The organism is Devosia sp. P2_G7 (assembly GCF_056403495.1).
Map to the genome: position 1 here is coordinate 298,775 of NZ_JBFUFI010000002.1, position 19,718 is coordinate 318,492.

General features: G+C 65.3%; 28 protein-coding genes. 8 read left to right on the forward strand and 20 right to left on the reverse strand.

The window, feature by feature from the left end; all coding sequences use genetic code 11:
- Window positions 1-132: 132 nt before the first annotated feature.
- The 11 genes from AC1DWU_RS04620 to lgt all read right to left on the reverse strand — a co-directional run bounded on the left by AC1DWU_RS04620 (window position 133) and on the right by lgt (window position 8,259).
- Window positions 133-1,377: an RNA polymerase sigma factor gene (locus AC1DWU_RS04620; RefSeq protein WP_477148793.1), complete on the reverse strand. Its 1,245-nt coding sequence runs from the start codon at window positions 1,375-1,377 to the stop codon at window positions 133-135.
- A 1-nt stretch (window position 1,378) separates the two neighbouring features.
- Window positions 1,379-1,759 carry a YciI family protein gene (locus tag AC1DWU_RS04625; protein WP_477148794.1) on the reverse strand — a complete coding sequence of 127 codons (381 nt, stop codon included), beginning with the start codon at window positions 1,757-1,759 and terminating at the stop codon, window positions 1,379-1,381.
- 11 nt (window positions 1,760-1,770) lie between these two features.
- Entirely contained in the window at window positions 1,771-2,220 is a 450-nt protein-coding gene (locus tag AC1DWU_RS04630) for an iron chaperone (protein ID WP_477148795.1), read from the reverse strand.
- A 26-nt stretch (window positions 2,221-2,246) separates the two neighbouring features.
- A complete protein-coding gene (locus tag AC1DWU_RS04635) occupies window positions 2,247-2,636 on the reverse strand; it encodes a VOC family protein (protein WP_477148796.1) in 390 nt (129 codons plus the stop codon).
- Between the two features lie 117 nt (window positions 2,637-2,753).
- Complete coding sequence (locus AC1DWU_RS04640) at window positions 2,754-3,110, reverse strand: YciI family protein (RefSeq protein ID WP_477148797.1); 357 nt, start codon at window positions 3,108-3,110, stop codon at window positions 2,754-2,756.
- 100 nt (window positions 3,111-3,210) lie between these two features.
- Window positions 3,211-3,615 carry a YciI family protein gene (locus AC1DWU_RS04645; RefSeq protein WP_477148798.1) on the reverse strand — a complete coding sequence of 135 codons (405 nt, stop codon included), beginning with the start codon at window positions 3,613-3,615 and terminating at the stop codon, window positions 3,211-3,213.
- Between the two features lie 194 nt (window positions 3,616-3,809).
- Window positions 3,810-4,103 carry a hypothetical protein gene (locus tag AC1DWU_RS04650; RefSeq protein WP_477148799.1) on the reverse strand — a complete coding sequence of 98 codons (294 nt, stop codon included), beginning with the start codon at window positions 4,101-4,103 and terminating at the stop codon, window positions 3,810-3,812.
- A gap of 447 nt (window positions 4,104-4,550) precedes the next feature.
- Window positions 4,551-5,483 (reverse strand): ribose-phosphate pyrophosphokinase, encoded by a 933-nt coding sequence (locus tag AC1DWU_RS04655; RefSeq protein ID WP_477148800.1) that lies wholly within the window; start codon window positions 5,481-5,483, stop codon window positions 4,551-4,553.
- 118 nt (window positions 5,484-5,601) lie between these two features.
- The gene (gene pgeF, locus AC1DWU_RS04660; RefSeq protein ID WP_477148801.1) at window positions 5,602-6,378 is read right to left on the reverse strand and encodes a peptidoglycan editing factor PgeF; all 777 of its coding nucleotides are present in this window, start codon (window positions 6,376-6,378) and stop codon (window positions 5,602-5,604) included.
- Window positions 6,375-7,454 carry a class I SAM-dependent methyltransferase gene (locus AC1DWU_RS04665; RefSeq protein WP_477148802.1) on the reverse strand — a complete coding sequence of 360 codons (1,080 nt, stop codon included), beginning with the start codon at window positions 7,452-7,454 and terminating at the stop codon, window positions 6,375-6,377. The genes pgeF and AC1DWU_RS04665 overlap by 4 nt, the downstream gene beginning before the upstream one ends.
- Complete coding sequence (gene lgt / locus AC1DWU_RS04670) at window positions 7,447-8,259, reverse strand: prolipoprotein diacylglyceryl transferase (protein WP_477148803.1); 813 nt, start codon at window positions 8,257-8,259, stop codon at window positions 7,447-7,449. Before lgt ends, AC1DWU_RS04665 begins: the two co-directional genes overlap by 8 nt.
- Window positions 8,260-8,372: 113 nt before the next feature.
- Here lgt and AC1DWU_RS04675 point away from each other — a divergent pair, with 113 nt between their 5' ends.
- The 7 genes from AC1DWU_RS04675 (at window position 8,373) to AC1DWU_RS04705 (ending at window position 12,523) form a co-directional block, all read left to right on the forward strand.
- Window positions 8,373-8,612, forward strand: coding sequence for an accessory factor UbiK family protein (locus AC1DWU_RS04675; RefSeq protein WP_477148804.1), 240 nt, complete (start codon window positions 8,373-8,375; stop codon window positions 8,610-8,612).
- Window positions 8,609-9,322, forward strand: coding sequence for a metallophosphoesterase family protein (locus AC1DWU_RS04680; RefSeq protein ID WP_477148805.1), 714 nt, complete (start codon window positions 8,609-8,611; stop codon window positions 9,320-9,322). Before AC1DWU_RS04675 ends, AC1DWU_RS04680 begins: the two co-directional genes overlap by 4 nt.
- A 52-nt stretch (window positions 9,323-9,374) precedes the next feature.
- The gene (locus tag AC1DWU_RS04685; protein ID WP_477148806.1) at window positions 9,375-10,097 is read left to right on the forward strand and encodes a metallophosphoesterase family protein; all 723 of its coding nucleotides are present in this window, start codon (window positions 9,375-9,377) and stop codon (window positions 10,095-10,097) included.
- A gap of 335 nt (window positions 10,098-10,432) precedes the next feature.
- Window positions 10,433-10,936 carry a type III secretion system chaperone family protein gene (locus tag AC1DWU_RS04690; protein ID WP_477148807.1) on the forward strand — a complete coding sequence of 168 codons (504 nt, stop codon included), beginning with the start codon at window positions 10,433-10,435 and terminating at the stop codon, window positions 10,934-10,936.
- Window positions 10,933-11,748, forward strand: a complete 816-nt coding sequence (proC, locus tag AC1DWU_RS04695; RefSeq protein ID WP_477148808.1) for a pyrroline-5-carboxylate reductase — start codon at window positions 10,933-10,935, stop codon at window positions 11,746-11,748. Before AC1DWU_RS04690 ends, proC begins: the two co-directional genes overlap by 4 nt.
- 34 nt (window positions 11,749-11,782) lie before the next feature.
- Window positions 11,783-12,124, forward strand: coding sequence for a tRNA-binding protein (locus AC1DWU_RS04700; protein WP_477149060.1), 342 nt, complete (start codon window positions 11,783-11,785; stop codon window positions 12,122-12,124).
- A gap of 72 nt (window positions 12,125-12,196) precedes the next feature.
- Window positions 12,197-12,523: a GYD domain-containing protein gene (locus tag AC1DWU_RS04705; protein WP_477148809.1), complete on the forward strand. Its 327-nt coding sequence runs from the start codon at window positions 12,197-12,199 to the stop codon at window positions 12,521-12,523.
- A gap of 7 nt (window positions 12,524-12,530) precedes the next feature.
- Here AC1DWU_RS04705 and AC1DWU_RS04710 read toward each other — a convergent pair whose 3' ends face one another.
- A complete protein-coding gene (locus tag AC1DWU_RS04710; RefSeq protein ID WP_477148810.1) occupies window positions 12,531-13,157 on the reverse strand; it encodes a MarR family winged helix-turn-helix transcriptional regulator in 627 nt (208 codons plus the stop codon).
- Between the two features lie 29 nt (window positions 13,158-13,186).
- Here AC1DWU_RS04710 and AC1DWU_RS04715 point away from each other — a divergent pair, with 29 nt between their 5' ends.
- Window positions 13,187-14,077: a branched-chain amino acid aminotransferase gene (locus AC1DWU_RS04715; RefSeq protein WP_477148811.1), complete on the forward strand. Its 891-nt coding sequence runs from the start codon at window positions 13,187-13,189 to the stop codon at window positions 14,075-14,077.
- 64 nt (window positions 14,078-14,141) lie between these two features.
- Here AC1DWU_RS04715 and AC1DWU_RS04720 read toward each other — a convergent pair whose 3' ends face one another.
- From AC1DWU_RS04720 to AC1DWU_RS04755, 8 genes are all read right to left on the reverse strand, one after another.
- Window positions 14,142-14,636, reverse strand: a complete 495-nt coding sequence (locus tag AC1DWU_RS04720; RefSeq protein ID WP_477148812.1) for a nucleoside deaminase — start codon at window positions 14,634-14,636, stop codon at window positions 14,142-14,144.
- Window positions 14,633-15,088 (reverse strand): VOC family protein, encoded by a 456-nt coding sequence (locus tag AC1DWU_RS04725; RefSeq protein WP_477148813.1) that lies wholly within the window; start codon window positions 15,086-15,088, stop codon window positions 14,633-14,635. Before AC1DWU_RS04725 ends, AC1DWU_RS04720 begins: the two co-directional genes overlap by 4 nt.
- Window positions 15,081-15,536: a molybdenum cofactor biosynthesis protein MoaE gene (locus AC1DWU_RS04730; protein ID WP_477148814.1), complete on the reverse strand. Its 456-nt coding sequence runs from the start codon at window positions 15,534-15,536 to the stop codon at window positions 15,081-15,083. The genes AC1DWU_RS04725 and AC1DWU_RS04730 overlap by 8 nt, the downstream gene beginning before the upstream one ends.
- 2 nt (window positions 15,537-15,538) lie before the next feature.
- On the reverse strand, window positions 15,539-15,790 hold the full coding sequence (locus AC1DWU_RS04735) for a MoaD/ThiS family protein (protein WP_477148815.1): 252 nt from the start codon (window positions 15,788-15,790) through the stop codon (window positions 15,539-15,541).
- Complete coding sequence (gene pgsA / locus AC1DWU_RS04740) at window positions 15,787-16,335, reverse strand: CDP-diacylglycerol--glycerol-3-phosphate 3-phosphatidyltransferase (RefSeq protein WP_477148816.1); 549 nt, start codon at window positions 16,333-16,335, stop codon at window positions 15,787-15,789. The genes AC1DWU_RS04735 and pgsA overlap by 4 nt, the downstream gene beginning before the upstream one ends.
- A gap of 156 nt (window positions 16,336-16,491) precedes the next feature.
- A complete protein-coding gene (locus AC1DWU_RS04745; RefSeq protein WP_477148817.1) occupies window positions 16,492-17,565 on the reverse strand; it encodes a 3-deoxy-7-phosphoheptulonate synthase in 1,074 nt (357 codons plus the stop codon).
- A gap of 233 nt (window positions 17,566-17,798) precedes the next feature.
- Window positions 17,799-18,254, reverse strand: coding sequence for a MarR family winged helix-turn-helix transcriptional regulator (locus tag AC1DWU_RS04750; RefSeq protein WP_477148818.1), 456 nt, complete (start codon window positions 18,252-18,254; stop codon window positions 17,799-17,801).
- Between the two features lie 139 nt (window positions 18,255-18,393).
- The gene (locus tag AC1DWU_RS04755; RefSeq protein ID WP_477148819.1) at window positions 18,394-19,677 is read right to left on the reverse strand and encodes a hypothetical protein; all 1,284 of its coding nucleotides are present in this window, start codon (window positions 19,675-19,677) and stop codon (window positions 18,394-18,396) included.
- Window positions 19,678-19,718: the final 41 nt, after the last annotated feature.

The following is a 19,718-nucleotide window of genomic DNA, read 5'->3' on the forward strand; positions in this document are numbered from 1 at the left end:
CCGTCCTCCAGGGGTGACGGGTGCTTCATGGGCGGTGCGTATAGGGGAAATGCGGGTTTCGGGCAAGTAGCGCCGTCGCGGAAGCCGGTTACCTTCTCCCACAAGGGAAGAAGGCGGTCACCGATAGGTCGATCAGCCGTCCGCTAGCGCCGCCAGCCGGCCCTGCAGGTAATGCCTCACGGCTGTGTCGGTGGTGAGGCCCAGGGCGAGGGTGAGCGCCTCGCGGGCCTCGGGTTTGCGGCCGGCACTGGACATGAGGTGGCCGCGGGCGGCCCAGTAGGGCTGGTAGTCGGCCATGCGCTTGTCGGTGCCGAGCGGCTCGATGGCGGCCAGCGCGGCGTCGGGACCTTCGAGTTCGGCGATGGCCATGGCTCGGTTGAGCGCCACGACCGGCGAGGCGCTGAGCGCGAGCAAGTGATCGTAGAGCGCGAGGATGGCGGGCCATGTGTTAGCGCCCAGGTTACGGCGGGCGACATGGGCGGACTGGATGGCGGCCTCGATCTGGTAGCGTCCGGAGGGGCCACCGGCATTTGCAGACCGCAATAGCGCTTCGGCGAGGCCGATCAGCGCGTCGTCCCAGAGGCTTGTGTCCTGTTCCTCGAGCGGCACGTAAGCGCCGCCGGGCGAGCGCCGGGCGGCGCGGCGGGCCTCGGTGTAGAGCATCAGCGCAAGCATACCCTTGGCCTCGGGCTGTTCGGGCAACAGCGACACGACCAGCCGGCCGAGCCAGATCGCCTCGTCGGCGAGTTGGGCGGACGCACTGTCGCCGATCTCGGCCCAGCCCTTCGAGTAGGCGGCGTAGATGGCGTCGAGCACCGCATCGAGGCGCTCGGGCAGTTCCTCCTTGTCGGGAATGCCGAACGGGATGCCGGCGTCCTTGATGCGGGTTTTGGCGCGCACCAGGCGCTGGCCCATGGTGGCGGGCGGGATCAGGAAGGCCGCGGCGATGTCGATGGCGGTGAGGCCGAGAATGGTCTGCAGGATCAGCGGGGCCCGCATACCCCGCTCGATCGCCGGATGGGCGCAGGCGAACATCAGCGCGAGGCGGCGGTCCGGGATCTCGTCGGGGGTTTCTGCGGCGGCTTCGATTTCATCGGCCATCATTTTCAGATGCTCCTCGCCCGCGTGCCGCGTGGTGCGCCGGCGCAGCGCATCGGTCTGGCGCCGGCGGGCGACCGTCAGCAGCCAGGCATCGGGATTGAGCGGCACGCCCTCGGCGGGCCACATGCGCAGCGCGGCGGCAAAGGCCTCGGCCAGCGCGTCTTCGGCACCCGCTACGTCGCGGGTGCGGGCCGCGAGGAAGGCGACGAGGCGGCCGTAGCTTTCGCGGGCGACCCGCTCGGCTGCGCGGGCCGCCTCGTTACCCTCATGTCGCATGCTACGAGTCCTGGCGCCGCAGGCTCAGGTCGGGCCTCGGATATTCCGGGGCAAGGGGACGAATCTCGATCGAGCCGTACCGGGAACTCGGGCAGCGCTTGGCCCAGCGGATGGCTTCATCGAGGTCCGCGACGTCGATCATGAAGTAGCCGGCCAACTGCTCCTTGGTATCGGCATAGGGGCCGTCGAGCACGTCGGTCCTGTCGTCGGACGAGCGCACGGTGGTCGCCGCCGAGGCCGGCTGCAGCCGCTCCCCGGCGCTCATGCCGCCGCCCGCCTTGGCGAGCGCCTCGTTGAAGGCGGCGTAGTCGGCCCAGAGCTCCTTCTGCGGAGCGTTGGCGAGCGCGACCTCGTCGTGGTGGATCAGCATCATGTAGCGCATGGCCGGGTTCCTCAGCTTGCTGCCTGTTTCACGAGATCGGCGATCCGCTTTTCGTCGGCCGCGGTGAGCTTCAGCAGCGCGTAGCTGGTGGGCCACATGCTGCCGTCGTCGAGTTTCGCCGCCTCGTTGAAGCCGAAGGTGGCGTAGCGTGCCTTGAACTTGTTGGCATCCTGGAAGAAGCAGATGCTCTTGCCGTCCTTGTAGTAAGCCGGCATGCCGTACCAGAGCTTGGCCGTGAGATGCGGCGCGGTGGCCTTGACGAGGGCGTGGATGCGCTCGGCCATCACCCGATCGGCGTCCGGCATCGCGGCAATCTTCTCCACCACGGCCTGCTCGTCTTCGGCTGCGCTGGCGTTGCGCTTCAGCTCCTTGGCGCGCTCCTTCATGGCGGCCTTTTCTTCGGCGGTGAAACTGTCGGCGGCGGCGTCGGTGCGCTTGGCGGTGCTCTGCTTGGTTGCCATGGTGGTTCTCCTTCTTGTCGGACCGCTTACCACTTCAACTGGGTGATCTGCAGCAGGTTGCCGCAAGTGTCCTTGATCTGGGCGATGGTCGATGCGGTGACATCGGTCGGGGGCATGGCGAAGTCGCCGCCCTTGGCCTTGATCCGCTCGTAATCGGCCTTCACGTCGCTGGTGTAGAACATCACGGCAGGCTGGCTCCGCTCGAACATTGCCTGCTGGAAGGCCTTGGCGGCGGGGTTGCTGTTGAGCGCCAGCTGCAGTTCGGTGCCGTCCTTGTCATCGGGCGAAACAACGGTCAGCCAGCGGAAGCCGCTGTTGCCGAAGTCGGCCTTGGGGGTGAAGCCCAGCACGTCGGTGTAGAAGCGCAGCGCCTTCTCCTGGTCGTCGACATACACGGTGGTCAGCTTGATCTTCATCGGTTTTCTCCGTTTGTCACGTCGGGACACCGTGCCCCGATGCAACAATGACGGGCCTGGTCCGGCCATTTCGACTCGTCCCCGAAAAAACTTCAGGGACGAGCCGATTTTGTCAGATCATGCGCCTCGCGTCGGCCAGATCGGGCGGACCTCGATGGTGCCGAACTGCGCGGCCGGACATTTCTGGGCCCACTCGATCGCCTGGTCCAGGTCGGGGACATCGATCAGGTAGTAGCCGCCCAGCTGCTCCTGCGTCTCGGCATAGGGCCCGGCGAGGACAACCGCCTTCTTGTCGCGGACGCGGATCGAGGTGGTGGCGCTGGTTGGCCGCAGGCGCTCGCCACCGACCATGACGCCGGCCTTGATCATCGCCTCGTTGAACGCAGCGTAGTCGGCGCTCATGCCGGTGTCGTCGACGGGCGTGGCCGCATTCATCTGCGTTTCGTCGCCGTGGATGAGCAGCATGTACTTCATTTTCGTCTCCTGTTTCGTGCCGGACACCGCGCCCGGCACGACAATGACGGAGGGGGCGACAAAACTTCTACAAATCGCGGACGAAAAAAGGCGATGGCTTTCAGAAGCCCGGAATCATGGCGCGGACTTCGACCGGCCCCCACTGCGCTGCGGGGCACTTCCTGGCCCAGGCGAGGGCTTCGTCCATGTTTGCCGCCTCGATGATGTAGAAGCCGCCGAACTGTTCGCGGGTCTCTGCATAGGGGCCGTCATGAACCTTCAGTTCGCCGGTGTCGTTAACGAAGGCGGCGCCCTTGGCGTCCTCGTGGAAGGTAGCATCGCCGCCCCCCATGCGCAGGGTCTTGGCGTCGTGGGTGCGGGCGAGGGGGGCGGTCATGACGAAGGCGCCGGCCTTGGTCAGCGCCTCCTGATAGGCGTAGAGCGTCTCCATTGCCTTCTGCATCTGGTCGGGCGGGATCTGGGCGCCGGCTTTCTCGTCGGCGTAGAGCATCAGCATGTAGCGCATCGGTGTCTCCTCGGTCGGCAGCATAGCCCTTCAGGGCAATGTCGGACGAGGGGGGCCGATTTCGACATGTAGAGGGCAACCAAGGGGAGAAACAGCACGCTTGGCGCCCATCTCCCTTGGCCAAGGGAGATGGGCGGTGGGACGTTGTCTCACAGAGCCGTCTCCCGGTGGGGAGAGCTCCAGGAAGGTGGCGGCTACTCCTCTTCGGCGCAGTCCGCTACGTCGTCGGCACCCTTTGCCTTGACGTGGGCGTGGTCCTGCGCGGCCGAAGTGGCGGTGGCCGGGGTGCATTGGTGCTCGCCGATGAAGGGGCTGCCCTGGCCGGGCGCCGTATCCGGGATGACGTGGCCCTTCTTGTTCATGATCACGTCGTTGGCTGCGTCGAACACCAATCCGCCGGACCTGGTGGCCTGAACGAGGTGGTCATCGGCGAGAGCCGGTCCCAGACAGAGCGCGGCTCCAACCACGAGCAACAGAGTGAGCTTCATTTTGCATCTCCTCCGAAAAGCCCTCAGCTGACTAACACCGGGGGAGCCGAAATATTTCCCCGGCGGCGACATTAAGCTCGTGATTGGAACGAACCTGTCGCGAACTGGATGCTGGCGCGTGGACGATATGGCGCTTGCCCCGACTTATCCCCGCGCGAATCTCCGGTGGTAATCTGCATCCACCTCACCGATGCGAGGCGCTACGCGGCGTCGCGGGGAGGGTTCGGGCTGGTTGGGAGGCGTCCTGGCCAGGGTTTGGTGGAAGCGTCCGCTTTGCGCACCATCGGGCCAAAAGACCGTTCGCAATGGGCGGGACGAGAGTCCCAACCTTTGTACAGTTTGCCGGACGACCGGCACAGGGACGAAGTCCCGCCCATGCCGCTCATCCAGAAGCGGCAAGATTGACAGGAAACCCCGAGGCCCACGGCCGTCGGGCGCTTCGACACGTCAGTCCAGCAAGCTCGAGACGCTCTGCTCGCTGGCGGTGCGGGCGATCGCCTCGCCCATCAGCGGGGCGATGGAGATGATGCGGATGTTCTTGGCGGCCTTGGCGGCGTCGGTGGCGATGATCGAGTCGGTGATCACCAGCTCCTTCAGCTTGCTCTTGGCGATGCGCTCGGCGGCGCCATCCGATAGTACGCCATGGGTGATGTAGGCCGAAACTTCGGTGGCGCCTGCTTTCAGCAGGGCCTCGGCGGCGTTCACCAGGGTGCCGCCGGAATCGACGATGTCGTCGATGAGGATGCAGGCGTGGCCGGCGACGTCACCGATGATGTTCATGACTTCCGAGACGCCGGCCTTGGGGCGGCGCTTGTCGACGATGGCGAGGTCGGCGCCGATGCGCTGCGCGGTAGCGCGGGCGCGGGCCACGCCGCCGACGTCGGGCGAGACGATCATGACGTTGCCGTTGGTGTAGCGCTCCTGGATGTCGCGGACCATGACGGGCGCGCCATAGAGGTTGTCGGTCGGGATATCGAAGAAGCCCTGGATCTGCGCGGCGTGGAGGTCAAGCGTCACCACGCGGTTGACGCCCGCTTCGGTGATCAGGTTGGCGACCAGCTTGGCGGAGATCGGGGTGCGCGAGGCGGACTTACGGTCCTGCCGGGCATAGCCGAAATAGGGAATCACTGCGGTGATGCGGCGGGCCGAGGAGCGGCGGAGCGCGTCCGACAGGATCAGCAGCTCCATCAGGTTGTCGTTGGCCGGATACGAGGTCGACTGCAGGATGAAGACATCCTCGCCGCGGACGTTCTCGTGGATTTCGACGAAGATCTCTTTGTCGTTGAAGCGCTTGACCGTGCAATCGGTCAGCGGGACTTCAAGATAGCTCGCGACGGCTTCGGCAAGCGCGCGGTTGGAATTGCCGGTGACAAGTTTCACGAGCGCGCTCCGGGATCGGGCCGGTCCGGGGAGTTGCCGGCTCCTGATGCGCGGGTCTTTAGCTTGGGCCGCGGCGGGGCGCAATGCGCCTTGTGACGGATCGGTGAAGGAATCTTGCTCAGAGCCCGCCCAGGACGATGACGCTGAGCTGGCGGCCGGTGGTGATCGCCTTGTGCGTCGCATAGCGGTGAGAGAAGTACTTCTTGGGCTCCGCGTAGGTGCAGATGCCGAGGTCGTCGACAAGGCCTACGCCGGCGGCAATCAGGTGGTCAAAGACGAAGCCGGGGAGGTCGAAATGCTCGCGGCCGCCGTTCGGCTTGGTGATGCGGTTCTCGGCGTCGCGGTGATCGCGCAGCAGGTCGGCGGTGAAGTCGGGGCCGACTTCGTAGTTCTTGGCCGAGATGGTGGGGCCGATGGCGGCGACGATACGATCGGGGCGGGCGCCGAGATCGACCATGGCAGCGACCGTAGCCTCGGCGATGCCGCCGGTGGCGCCCTTCCACCCGGCGTGCGCCGCGCCGATGACGCGGGCCTCGGGATCCGCGAACAGGATCGGCGTGCAGTCGGCGGTGAGGATGCCGAGCGCCAGGCCCTGGACGCGGGTGACGAAGGCGTCGGCCTCGGGGATGTCGTCAGGGTTGGGCTGGCGGGTGACTTCTAGCACGGTGACCGAGTGGACCTGCTTCAGTGTCACCAGCTGGCTCAGTGAAAAGCCAAGGATACCAGCGATCTGGGCGCGGTTCTCCATCACGTGATTCAACTTGTCGCCTGCCGAGAGCGACACGTTGAGCGAGGAGAACTCGCCGGTCGAGACGCCGCCGCGGCGGCCGAAGAAGCCGTGACGGATGCCGGGGATGCGCTCGAGGGCGCGGCTGGTTTCGAAGGGCATGCTCATTGCGGAAAACCGATAGGCTCGATGTTGCCGGAATGGGCGCAGAACACCTTGAACAGGGTGCCCATCTCGGTGCTGTCGACAAGGCGGCGCAGGGCCGCGGCGATGGCGTCGACCTGATTGGGATTGGATTTCACCAGCGCTGTGGCGCGTTCGACGATGCCGAGGCCGCCGAGGAAATCGCGCTGGGTGGACAGCTTTTCAACAGTGAGGCCGAGATCGGTCGCGACCTTGCCGAGGGCGCCGAAATCGACATGCGCGCTGAGGTCGATCTCGCCCGGTGCATCGAGCGGATCGGCGAAGGCGTGGTTGCGGACGGCCTGCAGGGTCTCGCCTGTCTGCGTCGCCGCGTAGCCGTAGTCGATGGCGAGCAGGGCGCCCTTCTGTGCGCCGATGCGCTTGCCGAGCTTTTGCATAATGTCGGCGGCGGCGAGGCTGACTTCGTAGGTTTCGCCGAGCTGGGCCGAGGCAAGCTCGGGCGGCATGGCGCTGTCGGGGATGGGCGTGGGTGACAGGCCGAAGGCGCGCTTGCCGTCGCGGAGGCCGATCTGGCGTTCGTGCCAGCCATCGGGCGCCTTGACGAACTGGCGGATCGGCAGGGCATCGAAGAACTCGTTGGCGACGACGAAGATCGGGTCGTCCGCCACCGCATCGACTTCATCGGCCCAGTACGGGTTGTACTGGCTGAGGCGTTCGGCCTGCTGCGCCTTGAGCGCCGGGTTGGTCTCGAACAGCTGCAGGTGGCAGGCATCGAGGAACCCGTCGGCCTTGGCGGCAACGCGCAGCGCGTCCTGCATCAGGGTGCCGCGGCCGGGGCCGAGTTCGAGCAGGGTGAAGCTGCGCGGCTGGTCGAGCTGCTGCCAGAGATTGACGATGAAGAAGCCGACCAGCTCGCCGAACATCTGGCTGATCTCGGGAGCGGTGATGAAGTCGCCTTTGGCGCCCAGCGGATCGGTGCCGGTGTAGTAGCCGGAGCGCGGATGGGTCAGCGCAAGGCTCATGTAGGTGGCGAGCGACATCGGGCCGGTCTGGCTCAGCTGCATGTCGATGATTTCGCCGAGGGAGCGGGTATCAGCCACGGGCGGGCCTCATGGCGTAGATGACGAGGCCGATGCCGGCGACGAGGATGGGGAGGCTCAGCACCATGCCCATGGTGAGCCAGCCGCCATAGAGGTAGCCGATCTGCGCATCGGGCAGGCGGAAGAACTCGACGAAGATGCGGCTCAGGGCATAGCCGATGCCGAAGATGCCGGCGACGAGGCCGGGCTTCCTCAGCGCACCGAGATGGTTGGTGGCAATGCGGATGACGATGAACAGCAGCACGCCCTCGAGCAGCGCTTCGTAGAGCTGGCTGGGATGACGTGGCAGTTGCTCCGGATCGGTGGGGAACACCACGGCCCAGGGCAGGGTGGTCGGCGCGCCGTAGAGCTCGGCATTGATGAAGTTGGCGACGCGGCCGAGGAACAGCCCGATGGTGCCGATGGCGCCGAGCAGGTCCATGCCGGAGAGGATGTTGCCGCCCTTCGAGCGCACGAACAGCGCCATGGCCAGCATGATGCCAACGAGGCCGCCGTGGAAGCTCATGCCTCCGTCCCACAGCGCGATGATCTCGCCCGGGTTCGCGGCGTAAAAGCTCAGGTTGTAGAACAGCACGTAGCCAATGCGGCCGCCGATGATGATGCCGATGACGGCCCAGAAGGCGAAATCCCAGATCGCGGCCGGCTCGAAGGGCGGGCGGTTGTCCTTCCACAGGCCATGCCGGCGCAGCAGCGTAGTGGCGTAGGCCGCGCCACCTAGGACGCCGACGAGATAGGCCAGCGCATACCAGCGGACGACGACTGGTCCGATGGCGAAGGCGATGGGATCGATATTGGGGAAGGGCACGCGCCGCGGCTCCTGTGGACAGGCTGAGACCTTTTAGCCTCCGCCATGCTCTGGTCAAGGCGCGGGCGGCAGCCTAGATATCGAGCTGAAAACCGTGAAGGCGAGGATACACGATGACCCAGGGTGGCAAGATATTCGACGAGCTGGGCAAGCTGATGAACAACGCCGCCGGCGTCGCCGACGGGGTGCGCCGCGAGATCGAGACGGCCGTGAAATCGCAGCTCGAGCGGCTGGTGGCCGACATGGACCTGGTCAAGCGCGAGGATTACGACGCGCTGCGCGAACTGGTGCAGGCCCAGAGCACCGAGATCAAGGATCTGAAGGCGGCAGTCGAGAGCCTCAAGTCGAAGTGAGGATCGCGGTTCTTTCCGACGTCCACGGCAACCTCGAAGCGCTGGATGCCGTGCTGGACGATATCGCCCGGCAGAACGTCGAGGCGACCGTGGCGCTGGGCGATTTCCTCAGCGGCCCGAGCGATCCGACCGGTGTGGCCGATCGGTTCATCGAGCTAGATATGCCCTCCGTGCGCGGCAATCACGACCGTTACATCACCGATGGCCGCGAGAAGGATTGGCACATCGACGCGCTGGTGCGCGGCATGCTGGACGAGCGGCAGCACACGTGGCTTGCTGCCGTGCCGGCGACGCGGGTGTTCGAGCAGGACGTGTTCCTCTGTCACGGCACGCCGCGCGACGACAACGCCTCGTTCATGGACGGCATGGTTGGCGGAATATCGTCGCTGCTGACGAAGGATTACATCGAGGCCGAGGCCGATGGCTTCGAACACGAGGTGTTGCTCTGCGGGCATACGCATGTGCCACGCAGCCTGCGCCTCGCCGATGGGCGGCTGGTGGTGAACCCGGGGAGTGTCGGGCTGCCGTTCGAGATCGGTTCGCCGGATGCGCGCTACGCCATCGTCGAGAAGCGTCGCAGCGGGTGGAATACGGAGTTGCGCGCGGTTGCGTATGACCACGCAACGGCGGCAAAGCAGGCGCTGGATCGCGGCTACCCGAAATGGGCGGAGGCGCTGACCTGGGGGTGGGCGAGCCCCAAGGGGCTGTAGTCTTTGGGGCTTTAGTCTTTTCGAGGCCGCAATTGCTGGGGACGGTGGTGGCATGAGAATCGCAGTGATCTCCGACATTCACGGCAACCGTCCGGCGCTGGAGGCGGTGGAAGCCGATATCGCCATGGTCGGGGTGGATGTCACCATCAACCTCGGCGACCTGCTGGCCGGTCCGGTGGACCCGGTCGGCACCGGCGACATGCTGATCGAGCGGAACTACCCGACCGTAGTCGGCAACCACGACCGCTGGATGATCGATCCCGGCTCCAGGAAGCGGGCGCCCGTCGATGTCTACGCGGACGAGCTGATGAAGCCTGTCCACCGCGAATACCTAAAGAGTCTGCCGGCAACGATGGACATCGAGGGCGAGGTTTTCATGTGCCACGGCACGGCACGGAGCGATGAAGAGCCGTGGCTCGACGCATGGTGGACCAACCGCACCGTGACCATGCCCGGCGAGGCCGAGGTCACGGCGAAGGCCAACGGGCTCGATTTCCCCGTGCTACTGTGCGGCCACACACACGTGTCGCGGGTCGTGCGGCTGCGAGACGGGCGGATGGTGGTCAATCCGGGTTCGGTCGGGCTGCAGATCAACTACGGAGCGCCGGACGCGCGCTATGCGGTGCTCGAGCGGCACGGCGGCAAGTGGTCGGCGGCGCTGCGCGCAGTGGCCTATGACTTCGAGGCAGCGGCCCAGCAGGCGATTGCCAACGGGTTCCCGAGATGGGCTGAGCCGATCCGGACGGGATGGGCTGGAGCTGACGGGTTGTTCTGAGGCTTCGGAGCCTACTCCGGCACATGACAGCTTCGTCATGCGGGCCGCGCATTCTAGCGCGAGTCGCGCCAGCAGCGATGTCCCAAAATCAGCCAAATCGGGTGGGGACAGACTCGGGCAGTTAAGACCCTGTTAACCCTTCGAGCCGGATCATCCACAGAAGAAAGCCTTGGATGGCTCTGGCGGCACAATCCCCGGAATCGGGGCGCCAGTGTAGCGTTCCTCCATAGGGACGATTCGTAGGCCTTCTGCGTGCGAGTTCTTTGCAAGTAACGCGTAGGACCGGGAATGACCGGCCGGCCTTCATACGTTTCGCCCAATGGGACGCTCAGCCAATGGCACATCTTCTGGAACTGGAACCGGACCGCACGGTGCATCCGGTCGACATTATCGAACATATTGCTTCGATCAACGATTGGAACTTCGAGCGGCAGGACGCCGATGAGATCTCGATTTCGGTGCGCGGGAACTGGGCCGACTACCACGTCTCCTTCAACTGGATGGAAGATCTCGAGTCGCTGCACATTGCGGCGGCGTTCGACCTGAAGGTGCCGGATACGCGCCGGACGGAAGTGAAGCAGCTGATCTCGCTGATCAACGAGCAGCTGTGGATTGGGCATTTCGACATGTGGAACCACGAAGGCGTGGTGCTGTTCCGCAATTCGCACCTGTTGACCGGCGGGGCGGAAGTCAGCGCGGCGCAGTGCGAGGCGCTGCTGCGCTCGGCTACCGACAGCTGCGATCTCTACTATCAGGCGTTCCAGTTCGTGATATGGGCTGGCAAGGGCGCCTCCGAGGCACTCAGCCAGGTCATGTTCGAAACGGTAGGCGAAGCTTGAATTTATCAGATATCGGCCCCGTCGTTCTGGTCGGGGCCGGCAAGATGGGCCTGGCGCTGGCCCGCGGCTGGATTGCCGGCGGGCTGCCGCCGGATCGGTTGGTATTGTGCGATCCGCAGCCGTCCGAGCACGCAGCGCAGTTTGCCGCGCAGCACGGCGTTCGCCTGCAGGCGAGCCCGATCGGCGTCCTGACCCATGTGCTGGTCATCGCGGTCAAGCCGCAGGTGATCTATGAGGTGATGGCCGAGATCCAGCCGGTGGTGGGCAGCTATACGCTGGTGCTGTCGATCGCGGCCGGGATTTCGCTGGTCGGCCTGTCCGAGGGACTGCAGACCGACCGGGTGATCCGCACCATGCCGAATACGCCGGCGCAGGTCGGCCGCGGCATCACCGGCGCAGTTGGCCTCGCCATAAGCGACGAGGACCGGCTTACCGCCGATGCGCTGCTGAGCGCGGCGGGGCAGGTGATGTGGTTCGACGACGAAGCCAAGATCGACGGCGTTACGGCCGTCTCCGGGTCGGGCCCGGCCTACGTATTCTATATGGTTGAGGCCCTGGCCGCGGCGGCGCGCCGGCAGGGTTTTGACGACGAGCAGGCGATGCAGCTGGCGCGGGCGACCGTGACTGGCGCTGCAGCGCTCATGGACGCCGATCCGACACCGGCCGGAACGCTGCGCGAGAATGTCACCTCGCCCAAGGGTACTACCTACGCAGCGCTGCAGGTGCTGATGGCGCCGGATGGGCTCGAGCCGCTGCTCGATCGCGCCGTTCGTGCGGCGCGCCAGCGATCAGAAGAGCTCGGGCGGGCCTGACGGCCGCCTCGGCTCCCAATAAGGTCGGTGCGAACTGATGGCTGAGATCACCTATGCGGAGTTCGAGCAGGTCGACATCCGCGTCGGCACGATTATCGAAGCCCGAGTTTTCCCCGAGGCCAGGAAGCCCGCCTATATTCTGCTGATCGATTTCGGTCAGGAGATAGGGGTGAAGAAAAGCTCAGCGCAGATCACGGTGCACTACACGCCGGAGACGCTGGTCGGCCGCCAGGTCATGGCCGTTGTCAACTTCCCGCCGCGCCAGATCGGCCCGGTGCGCAGCGAAGTGCTGACGCTGGGGTTCGAGGACGAGAACGGCGCGATCGTGCTGGCGGCCGTCGAGCGTGGCGTGCCGAACGGTCGGCGGCTCTGCTGAGTTCGCCAATACCCGCGGCCTGCCAACGGCTGTAGGGTGGGGTGTTTTGGGGAAGAGCGGAGGAGCTCAGCCATGGCACTCTATCTGACACGCTTCAGCTACACGCCTGAAACTTGGGCGCGGCTGACCAAGAATCCCGAGGATCGCCGCGAGGCCGCGCGCAAGTACATCGAGTCCGTCGGCGGTAAGCTGCACGGATTCTGGTACGCGTTCGGCCCACATGACGGCTACAACCTGTGGGAAGCCCCCGACAACGTCGCCATGGCGGCGGTGGCCATCGCCATCGGGGGCGGCGGTGCGTGTTCGGAGTTCGAGACGACGCCGTTGCTGACGGTCGAGGAGACCTTGGCGGCCCTTGGACGTGCCCAAGCGGTCGGGTACCGGCAGCCGGGAGCTTAGTCGGGGGCTAAAGCTCTTCCGTCAGCTTCAGCCGATCCAGCAATCCACGGTCATCCGGCTCCACCATGCCGACGAAGAACCGGAGCACGGTGCGCTTGCCTTCCGGGGGGAGGGCGGCGATGGCGGCTTCGATGCGGCTGGTTTGGGTGGCGGAGAGGGTTTCGAACAAGGCGCGGCCTTTTTCGGTGGCGTAGAGCAGGCGCTGGCGGCGGTCGCTTTCACCGGTTTTTTGTTCGACATAGCCGTTGTCGACCAGTTGGCGCAGCACGCGGGCAAGACTCTGCTTGGTGATCTTGAGGATATCGAGCAGGTCGGCGACGGGCATGCCGGGCTTCAAATTGACGAAATAGAGCACCCGGTGGTGCGCCCGACCGAAACCCTGTCGCTCAAGCAATGCATCAGCATCGCCAACGAAGTCCCGATAAGCAAAGAAAAACAAACCCATGACGTCGAGCGGCATGGCCGGATCGTCGGCCTGCGCCAAATTTATGTCAGCCTTGTTGACATTTATTTTGCCCGATGCCATCATCACCCCATCGAAAACACAGCTCTTTGCCTTATCCCAAAGCCGTTCCGGTTTGCCAATAGCAAGCCGGTGGGGCAGGATCACAGGCAATAACACGGCGGACCCCAAGGGCCGCACCAGACGAGTGGGAGATGAAGATGGCAGGCTTGCCGATGGACCAGCGCGAAGGCTGGATCTGGTTTGATGGTCAGATGGTTCCCTGGAAGGACGCCAAGATCCACGTGCTGACGCACGGGCTGCACTATGCCAGCGCGGTGTTCGAAGGCGAGCGGTCCTATGGCGGCGAGATCTTCAAGTCGCGCCTGCACACCGAGCGGCTGATCCAGAGCGGCAAGACGCTCGACTTCACTATTCCCTACTCGGTCGACGAAATCGAAGCGGCCAAGCGCCTGGTGCTCGAAAAGAACGGCCTGGTCGACGCCTATGTCCGGCCGATCGCCTGGCGTGGTTCCGAGGAACTATCGGTTCCCGGCCGCAACAACAAGGTGCACCTGGCGATCGCTTCGTGGGTCTGGCCGAGCTATTTCTCCGTCGAGGAGAAGCTGAAAGGCATTCGCCTCGAGTGGAGCCGCTGGAAACGTCCGAGCCCGGAGACGATCCCGTCCTCGGCCAAGGCGGCCGGCCTCTACATGATCTGCACGCTGTCGAAGGACGCGGCCATGGCGAACGGCTATGCCGACGCGCTGATGCTCGACTATCGCGGCTATGTGGCCGAGGCGACCGGCGCCAACGTGTTCTTCGTCAAGGGCGACGAGATCCACACGCCGACCCCGGATTGCTTCCTCAACGGCATCACCCGGCAGACGGTGATCGGGCTGGCCAAGGAGAACGGCTACAAGGTCATCGAGCGGCACATGAAGCCGGAAGAGCTCGCGAACTACGACGAGTGCTTCCTGACCGGTACCGCAGCCGAACTGACCCCAGTTTCGGAAGTCGGCGAGTTCAAGTTCAAGCCGGCCAAGGCCTGCACGACGCTGATTAATGCGTACACCGAAGCGGTGACGCCGAAGAAGGTCGCAGCCGAATAAGGGCGCAACTCAGGTGATTTCAAAGGCCCGCTCGCTGAGCGGGCCTTTTTGTTTGGGCCCGTGACTAGCCCGCCCGGCCGGCCTTCGCGGCCGCCCGGCGGTGGTGCAGTTGGCGCAAGCGCGCGCTCAGGCTCGGTTCCGGTCCTTCGACAGGCAGGCCCGGCGCCACGGCGTTGATCGGCAGGGCCGCGACCGGGGAGGCAGATGCTCCGACTTCCGCTCGCCAGTGGCCGAGCTGTTCGGATGAGCCGGCATAGACGATGCGGCCCAACCCCACCCAGGCATGGGCCGCCGCGCACATCGGGCAGTGCTCCCCAGACGTGTAGACGGTCGCGGCGGCCCGATCCTCGGGGGTCATGTTGGCCGCTGCCCATTTGGCGATGTCGATCTCGGGATGCCGGGTGCCGTCGCCTGTCGATTCCCAATTGTGGTCCTCGAACAGCACACGTCCATCGGCGGAGACCAGCACCGAGCCGAACGGATCGTTGTCGGTTGCGAGCGCCGCTTCGGCAAGATCGACGGCTCGGACGAGGTGTCTCAGGTCGCTATCGCTGATCATTTCGCCTCTTTTCCCCAATCGCGGCCATCCGGGTAGACCGCCGGTCCCTTGAGCTCGAGCTTGTTGCTCCATGGATCGAGCACGTAGAATGAGTTGCCCATGCCGCGGGCGCCGCCGTGCAGGGCCTCGCGCTCGATTTTGACGCCGTGGCTGCTCAGATGGGCGCGCATCTCGTGCTCGTCGAAGGGGCTGAGCGCGATGCAGACATGGTCGACGTTGCGGCCGCCCTTGATCGGCGGAACGGCCGAAGCGGCGCCGGGGTGGGTGATGTCCCACAGGACGATTAGCGCCGCGCCGCACCAGACCTGCTCCATGCCGAGCGTGGGGTAGGAATAGCCAGGCTGGCAGCCGAGCACGTCGGCGTACCATTTGGTCGCCTTCGCGAGGTCGTCGACGATGAAAACAACGTGGTCGATCCCGACGAGCGAGAAGGGCGGGCGGGCTTCAGTCATTCTTCCTCCAACGATCGCGTGCCGCGTCGTCTTCTTGTTTTGCTTCGACCCAGCGGTCGCCGTCGGGGGTCGCCTCCTTCTTCCAGAAGGGGGCGTCGGTTTTCAGGTAGTCCATCAGGAACGAGGCGCCGTCGAAGGCGGCCTGCCGGTGCGGGGCGAGGGTCATGACCTGGACGATCGGCTCGCCGACGACGAGGCGGCCGTAGCGATGGATGACCGAGACCTTGATCAGGCCGAAGCGGGTGACGGCCGCGGCGATAGCCTTGCTGATCTGGGCTTCGGCCAGTTCGGGGTAGCTTTCGAGCGTCAGGGTGCTGACGGGATCATCGGGGCGAGAACGGACGAGGCCGGTGAAAGTGACGGCAGCGCCCGCACCGGCTGCGGCTTCAAGGAACGCGTTGGTTTCGGCGCCGGGATCGAAGAGCGCTTCCTGCAGCCGGACCGACATGATCAGCCGCCGGTCATCGGGGGAAAGAGCGCAATGACCTTGGCGTTGGCGATCAGGGCGGTATGCGGGACGATTTCGGTGTCGAGAGCGGCCTTGATCAGGTTCGGCTTTTGCATCGCCAGGTCAGCGGCTTCGTCCCGGCTTCTCAGCCACTGAATCAGGTCGCCGACGGTGAGGATCTCAGGCGGCGGCGAGACATCTTCCTCGCCGCGATTCAGCCGTTCGCGGAGCCAGGCGAAATAGCGGATCTTCATAGCTCGGGTCCCGAGAGATGCGGCCAAGTGGAGCGAAGATACTCCCATCCGGTCCAGACCGTGAGTCCGCCGGCGATCCACAGGAACAGATGGCTGATGAAGCCCAGTCCGAGCAGCATCGGGGCGGCAATGATCAGGCCGAGCGCAACGAGTTGGACCGTGGTCTTCCACTTGGCGAGGAAGGTGACTGGGACCGAGATGGAGCGGTTGCCCAGGTACTCGCGGAGGCCGGAGACGAAGATCTCGCGCAGCATGATGGCGATGGCCGGGATCAGGTCCCAGCCGTTGAGATCGCGGGTCCAGGCGAAGGTGATGAGCAGCGCGCCGACCAGCAGCTTGTCGGCGATCGGGTCGAGCATCTTGCCGAGCGCCGAGTTGAGGTTCATCTGCCGGGCGAGGAAGCCGTCGAGCCAGTCGGTCACGGCGGCGGCGATGTAGAGCAGCAGGGCGATCCAGCGCAGCCAATCCCAGCCGGCGACGAGGAACAGGCAGATCACCGGAATCGCCAGGATGCGGCCGATAGTCAGCTGGTTGGGAAGCGTCATCAGTTGCGGCGGAATTTGCATGTCGGAAGAAGACGCTATCGGCGTGGCGGGGTCAAGGTGAGGGTTGAGGGGACGATTGAGCGCTACGGATAGAGACGGCCCCTCCCGGCCTCCCCTTGTGGAGGAGGATGGGAGGGGGCCGTCTGTCTCAGTGGGCTACGCTACCAACTGGCCGGTGACGCGGCGGCGGGTTTCCACCGCTTCAGCGAGCTTTTCGAGCACGGTGACCGTCGAGTCCCAGTCGATACAGCCGTCGGTGATCGACTGGCCGTAGACCAGTTCCTTGCCGGGAACGAGGTCCTGGCGGCCGGCGACCAGGTTCGACTCAGCCATGACACCGACGATGCGCTTGTCGCCGGCGGCGATCTGCGCGCCGACGTCGGCCAGAACCAAGGGCTGGTTCTCCGGGTTCTTCGACGAGTTGGCGTGGCTGGCGTCGATCATCACAGCAGGGCGGATGCCGGCCTTCTCGGCCTCGAGGCAGGCCGCATTGACGCTCTCGGCGCCGAAGTTCGGCACTTTGCCGCCACGCAGGATGATGTGGCAGTCGTCATTGCCGGTGGTCGCCGCGATGGCGGAGTGGCCGGACTTGGTCACTGCCAGGAAATGGTGCGGCTGGCTTGCGGATTTCACCGCGTCGAGCGCTATGCGCACATTGCCGTCGGTGCCGTTCTTGAAGCCGACCGGGCAGCTCAGCCCCGAGGCGAGCTCGCGGTGCACCTGGCTCTCGGTGGTGCGCGCCCCGATGGCGCCCCAGGAGACGAGGTCGGCGAAGTATTGCGGGGTGGTCATATCGAGGAATTCGGAGCCGGCGGGCAGGCCGAGATTGTTGATCTCGAGCAGCACCGAACGCGCAAGGCGCAGGCCGTTGTCGATGTCGAAGCTGCCATCGAGGTTGGGGTCGTTGATGAGGCCCTTCCAGCCGACGGTGGTGCGGGGCTTCTCGAAATAGACGCGCATGACGATCTCGAGGCTGCCAGCGAGGCGCTCACGGACCGGGGCGAGGCGGCGGGCGTATTCGAGCGCGGCCTTCGGATCATGGATCGAGCAGGGGCCGACGACGACAGCGAGGCGATCGTCGGTGCCGTGGAGGATGTTGTGGAGCGCGTGGCGAGAGCTCAGCACGGTGCGGGTGGCCGCATCTGTACGCGGGAACTCGCGGATCACCTCTTCGGGCGATCGGAGTTCGCGGATCTGTTTGATGCGCAGGTCGTCGGTGGATTTCAGCATTTCGTCGGCTCCTCGGGGTTCTGGGCACCGGCGACAAAAAAGCCGCCAGGTGATCTGGCGGCTTTTTGGGAAATCTCGGTTTGGTGTTTTACGTCAAACGCGCCCCTTCGGCTGCCAGCGGCTTCCGGTGGTAAAATACCAATACGAATAGGCGGCGCGAAGGTTCATGGGGCGGGTTTGTAGCCGAGCTTTTCCGACTTGTCACGAGGGAGCGTTAGTCCGTTCGTCGAATACTATTGCTCTGAGCCGTCCTTTGCGGCCGCCTTGATGGCGGCGAAGACGCGGAGGGTGGCTTCGAAGTCGGATTGGTCGAGGTCGGCAAACACCTGGCGGCGGAGGGTCATGACGTCCTCGTTGACCTTGGCGACGACCTCGCGGCCGCGGGCGGTGAGCGAGACGGCGTTGGCGCGGCGGTCGTTGGGGTCGGGCTCGCGGGTGACGAGGCCGGAGGCCTGCAGCTCGTCGATCAGGCGAACGAGCGAGGCGCCCTCGATGCCGATGGCGTCGGCGAGGGCATTCTGGCGGACATTTTCGCCGAGCCGGTCGATCCAGATCAGCGGCGCAGAGGCGGCTTCGGAGACCCCATGCTTGGCGGCGGCGGCGCGCGCCATCTTGCGCCATAGGCGGCCGGCAAGCAGCAGGTCCCGCGTCAGGTCGCGAAGCAGGAGTTTGCGGTCCTCCGTAGGCATCAGATCGTATCCTCGTCTCACGTCGGCGGGGCGACTTGGCGGAGGAACAAGCACAAATGAGTGGTGATGGGCAACACCGGGTTGCGCGTGCCCGCCGTGACGAAACGCCTGTGGGCTACTGACGGTGTGCCGTGGCGGTCTAGTTCCTGAGGACCGGAAAGTAGTCGGCCGCCTGGGGTGCCAGCAATTCGCGGAGTTCGGTGATCGGGGCGGTGTAGACGGTGCCTTCGCAGGCCCCGGCGACATGGGGGAGGTCGCCTACCCGGAACTGGACCATGTCGCCTTGCTCGAAGCTGATGCGGAGGTTGGTGGCGATCACGTCGTCGATGCCGCATTCCTTTTCCCACTCGGCGTCAGCTTCAGTCGTGGTGTGATGGGTGCGGATGAACTCGGCGAGAGCCGCATCGGGTCCCCAGCGGTAGTCGAGCGGATCGTGGCTGGCCTCTTCCTGATCGGCGGTGATCTCTGCGCCCTGATTGAAGACCCAGCCCTTGAAGATGCGGCTCAGGTCGAGGAACTCACCGGTAGCGACGTCGAGGTTGTAGTAGCGCGCGTGGTTCTCCGGGTAGGCGCCGCCACACCACAGGCTGCCGGCTTCAACCCAGGTCATGACGCTGGGCGAGAGGTAAGTGACCGTGACGGTCTCGTCTTCGTAGCCGGCAAGGGTATCGATCGAGTGGGCGCTTATTGGGTCCCAGCCGAGGCCGAGATAGGCGTGGGCCGGGCAGTTCAGCGCGTCGGCGCTCATGGCGAAGTGGTTCGACCGGAGGTGCGCGTTAGTGAGGCTGACGTCGGTATCGCCGGCCCTGATGACGCGGGGATAGGGGAACTTGGTGCGGGGGTCGGTGGCGTAGTGGAAAGCCGAGTCGCCCCAGGTGGTTTCGGCCGAGTATTCGAGTGGCACATCGAGCTTGGCCCAGTCATAGGGGTCGGTCTCCGCGGTCAGGCGGGCGTCGGATGCGAAGAAGCCGTAGTAGACACTGGCGAGGCTGTCGGCGGTCAGCGGCGGGTCGTACTCGAACGAGCGGGAGCCAACGGCTTCGAGGCTGATCGGGAGGGTCTTGCCGTTGCCGGCCCAGGTACCGGTGAGGCGGGTGCCGGCGGTTTCGAGGTGCCATTTGGCGCCGAGCCGCGGGGCGGGCGGCGTGTCGTCGGCGGTGTTGTTGCAACTGGTCTCGTCGCAGGGCAGTTCCTCGGCGAGATCAAACCGGCCGGGCTCGAAGTCGACCGCATCGAGGGGGATGTCGATGCCCTTGTTCATGTAGGCATAGCGGCCGACGAACGGCTCGTCGGGTTCGGCCGGATCGGACGAGAACTCGACGATGATGGGGAGGGTGCCGAGCGTGCCTTTGTAGGTGATGGCGTCGGCCAGGGCGGGGGTCGCGGCGGTGGTGGCGAGCAATGCGATGAGCGTCAGACGCATGGCAGGTTCGATCCTCAGGCCTCGTTGGCGCCCTGCTAACG

Bases quoted from the DNA above. Each gene is read 5' to 3' on its own strand.
- AC1DWU_RS04620 (WP_477148793.1), bottom strand. From the start codon at position 1,377: ATGCGACATGAGGGTAACGAGGCGGCCCGCGCAGCCGAGCGGGTCGCC.
- AC1DWU_RS04625 (WP_477148794.1), bottom strand. From the start codon at position 1,759: ATGCGCTACATGATGCTGATCCACCACGACGAGGTCGCGCTCGCCAAC.
- AC1DWU_RS04630 (WP_477148795.1), bottom strand. From the start codon at position 2,220: ATGGCAACCAAGCAGAGCACCGCCAAGCGCACCGACGCCGCCGCCGAC.
- AC1DWU_RS04635 (WP_477148796.1), bottom strand. From the start codon at position 2,636: ATGAAGATCAAGCTGACCACCGTGTATGTCGACGACCAGGAGAAGGCG.
- AC1DWU_RS04640 (WP_477148797.1), bottom strand. From the start codon at position 3,110: ATGAAGTACATGCTGCTCATCCACGGCGACGAAACGCAGATGAATGCG.
- AC1DWU_RS04645 (WP_477148798.1), bottom strand. From the start codon at position 3,615: ATGCGCTACATGCTGATGCTCTACGCCGACGAGAAAGCCGGCGCCCAG.
- AC1DWU_RS04650 (WP_477148799.1), bottom strand. From the start codon at position 4,103: ATGAAGCTCACTCTGTTGCTCGTGGTTGGAGCCGCGCTCTGTCTGGGA.
- pgeF (WP_477148801.1), bottom strand. From the start codon at position 6,378: ATGAGCATGCCCTTCGAAACCAGCCGCGCCCTCGAGCGCATCCCCGGC.
- AC1DWU_RS04675 (WP_477148804.1), top strand. From the start codon at position 8,373: ATGACCCAGGGTGGCAAGATATTCGACGAGCTGGGCAAGCTGATGAAC.
- AC1DWU_RS04685 (WP_477148806.1), top strand. From the start codon at position 9,375: ATGAGAATCGCAGTGATCTCCGACATTCACGGCAACCGTCCGGCGCTG.
- AC1DWU_RS04690 (WP_477148807.1), top strand. From the start codon at position 10,433: ATGGCACATCTTCTGGAACTGGAACCGGACCGCACGGTGCATCCGGTC.
- AC1DWU_RS04705 (WP_477148809.1), top strand. From the start codon at position 12,197: ATGGCACTCTATCTGACACGCTTCAGCTACACGCCTGAAACTTGGGCG.
- AC1DWU_RS04715 (WP_477148811.1), top strand. From the start codon at position 13,187: ATGGCAGGCTTGCCGATGGACCAGCGCGAAGGCTGGATCTGGTTTGAT.
- AC1DWU_RS04720 (WP_477148812.1), bottom strand. From the start codon at position 14,636: ATGATCAGCGATAGCGACCTGAGACACCTCGTCCGAGCCGTCGATCTT.
- AC1DWU_RS04725 (WP_477148813.1), bottom strand. From the start codon at position 15,088: ATGACTGAAGCCCGCCCGCCCTTCTCGCTCGTCGGGATCGACCACGTT.
- AC1DWU_RS04730 (WP_477148814.1), bottom strand. From the start codon at position 15,536: ATGTCGGTCCGGCTGCAGGAAGCGCTCTTCGATCCCGGCGCCGAAACC.
- AC1DWU_RS04735 (WP_477148815.1), bottom strand. From the start codon at position 15,790: ATGAAGATCCGCTATTTCGCCTGGCTCCGCGAACGGCTGAATCGCGGC.
- pgsA (WP_477148816.1), bottom strand. From the start codon at position 16,335: ATGACGCTTCCCAACCAGCTGACTATCGGCCGCATCCTGGCGATTCCG.
- AC1DWU_RS04745 (WP_477148817.1), bottom strand. From the start codon at position 17,565: ATGCTGAAATCCACCGACGACCTGCGCATCAAACAGATCCGCGAACTC.
- AC1DWU_RS04750 (WP_477148818.1), bottom strand. From the start codon at position 18,254: ATGCCTACGGAGGACCGCAAACTCCTGCTTCGCGACCTGACGCGGGAC.
- AC1DWU_RS04755 (WP_477148819.1), bottom strand. From the start codon at position 19,677: ATGCGTCTGACGCTCATCGCATTGCTCGCCACCACCGCCGCGACCCCC.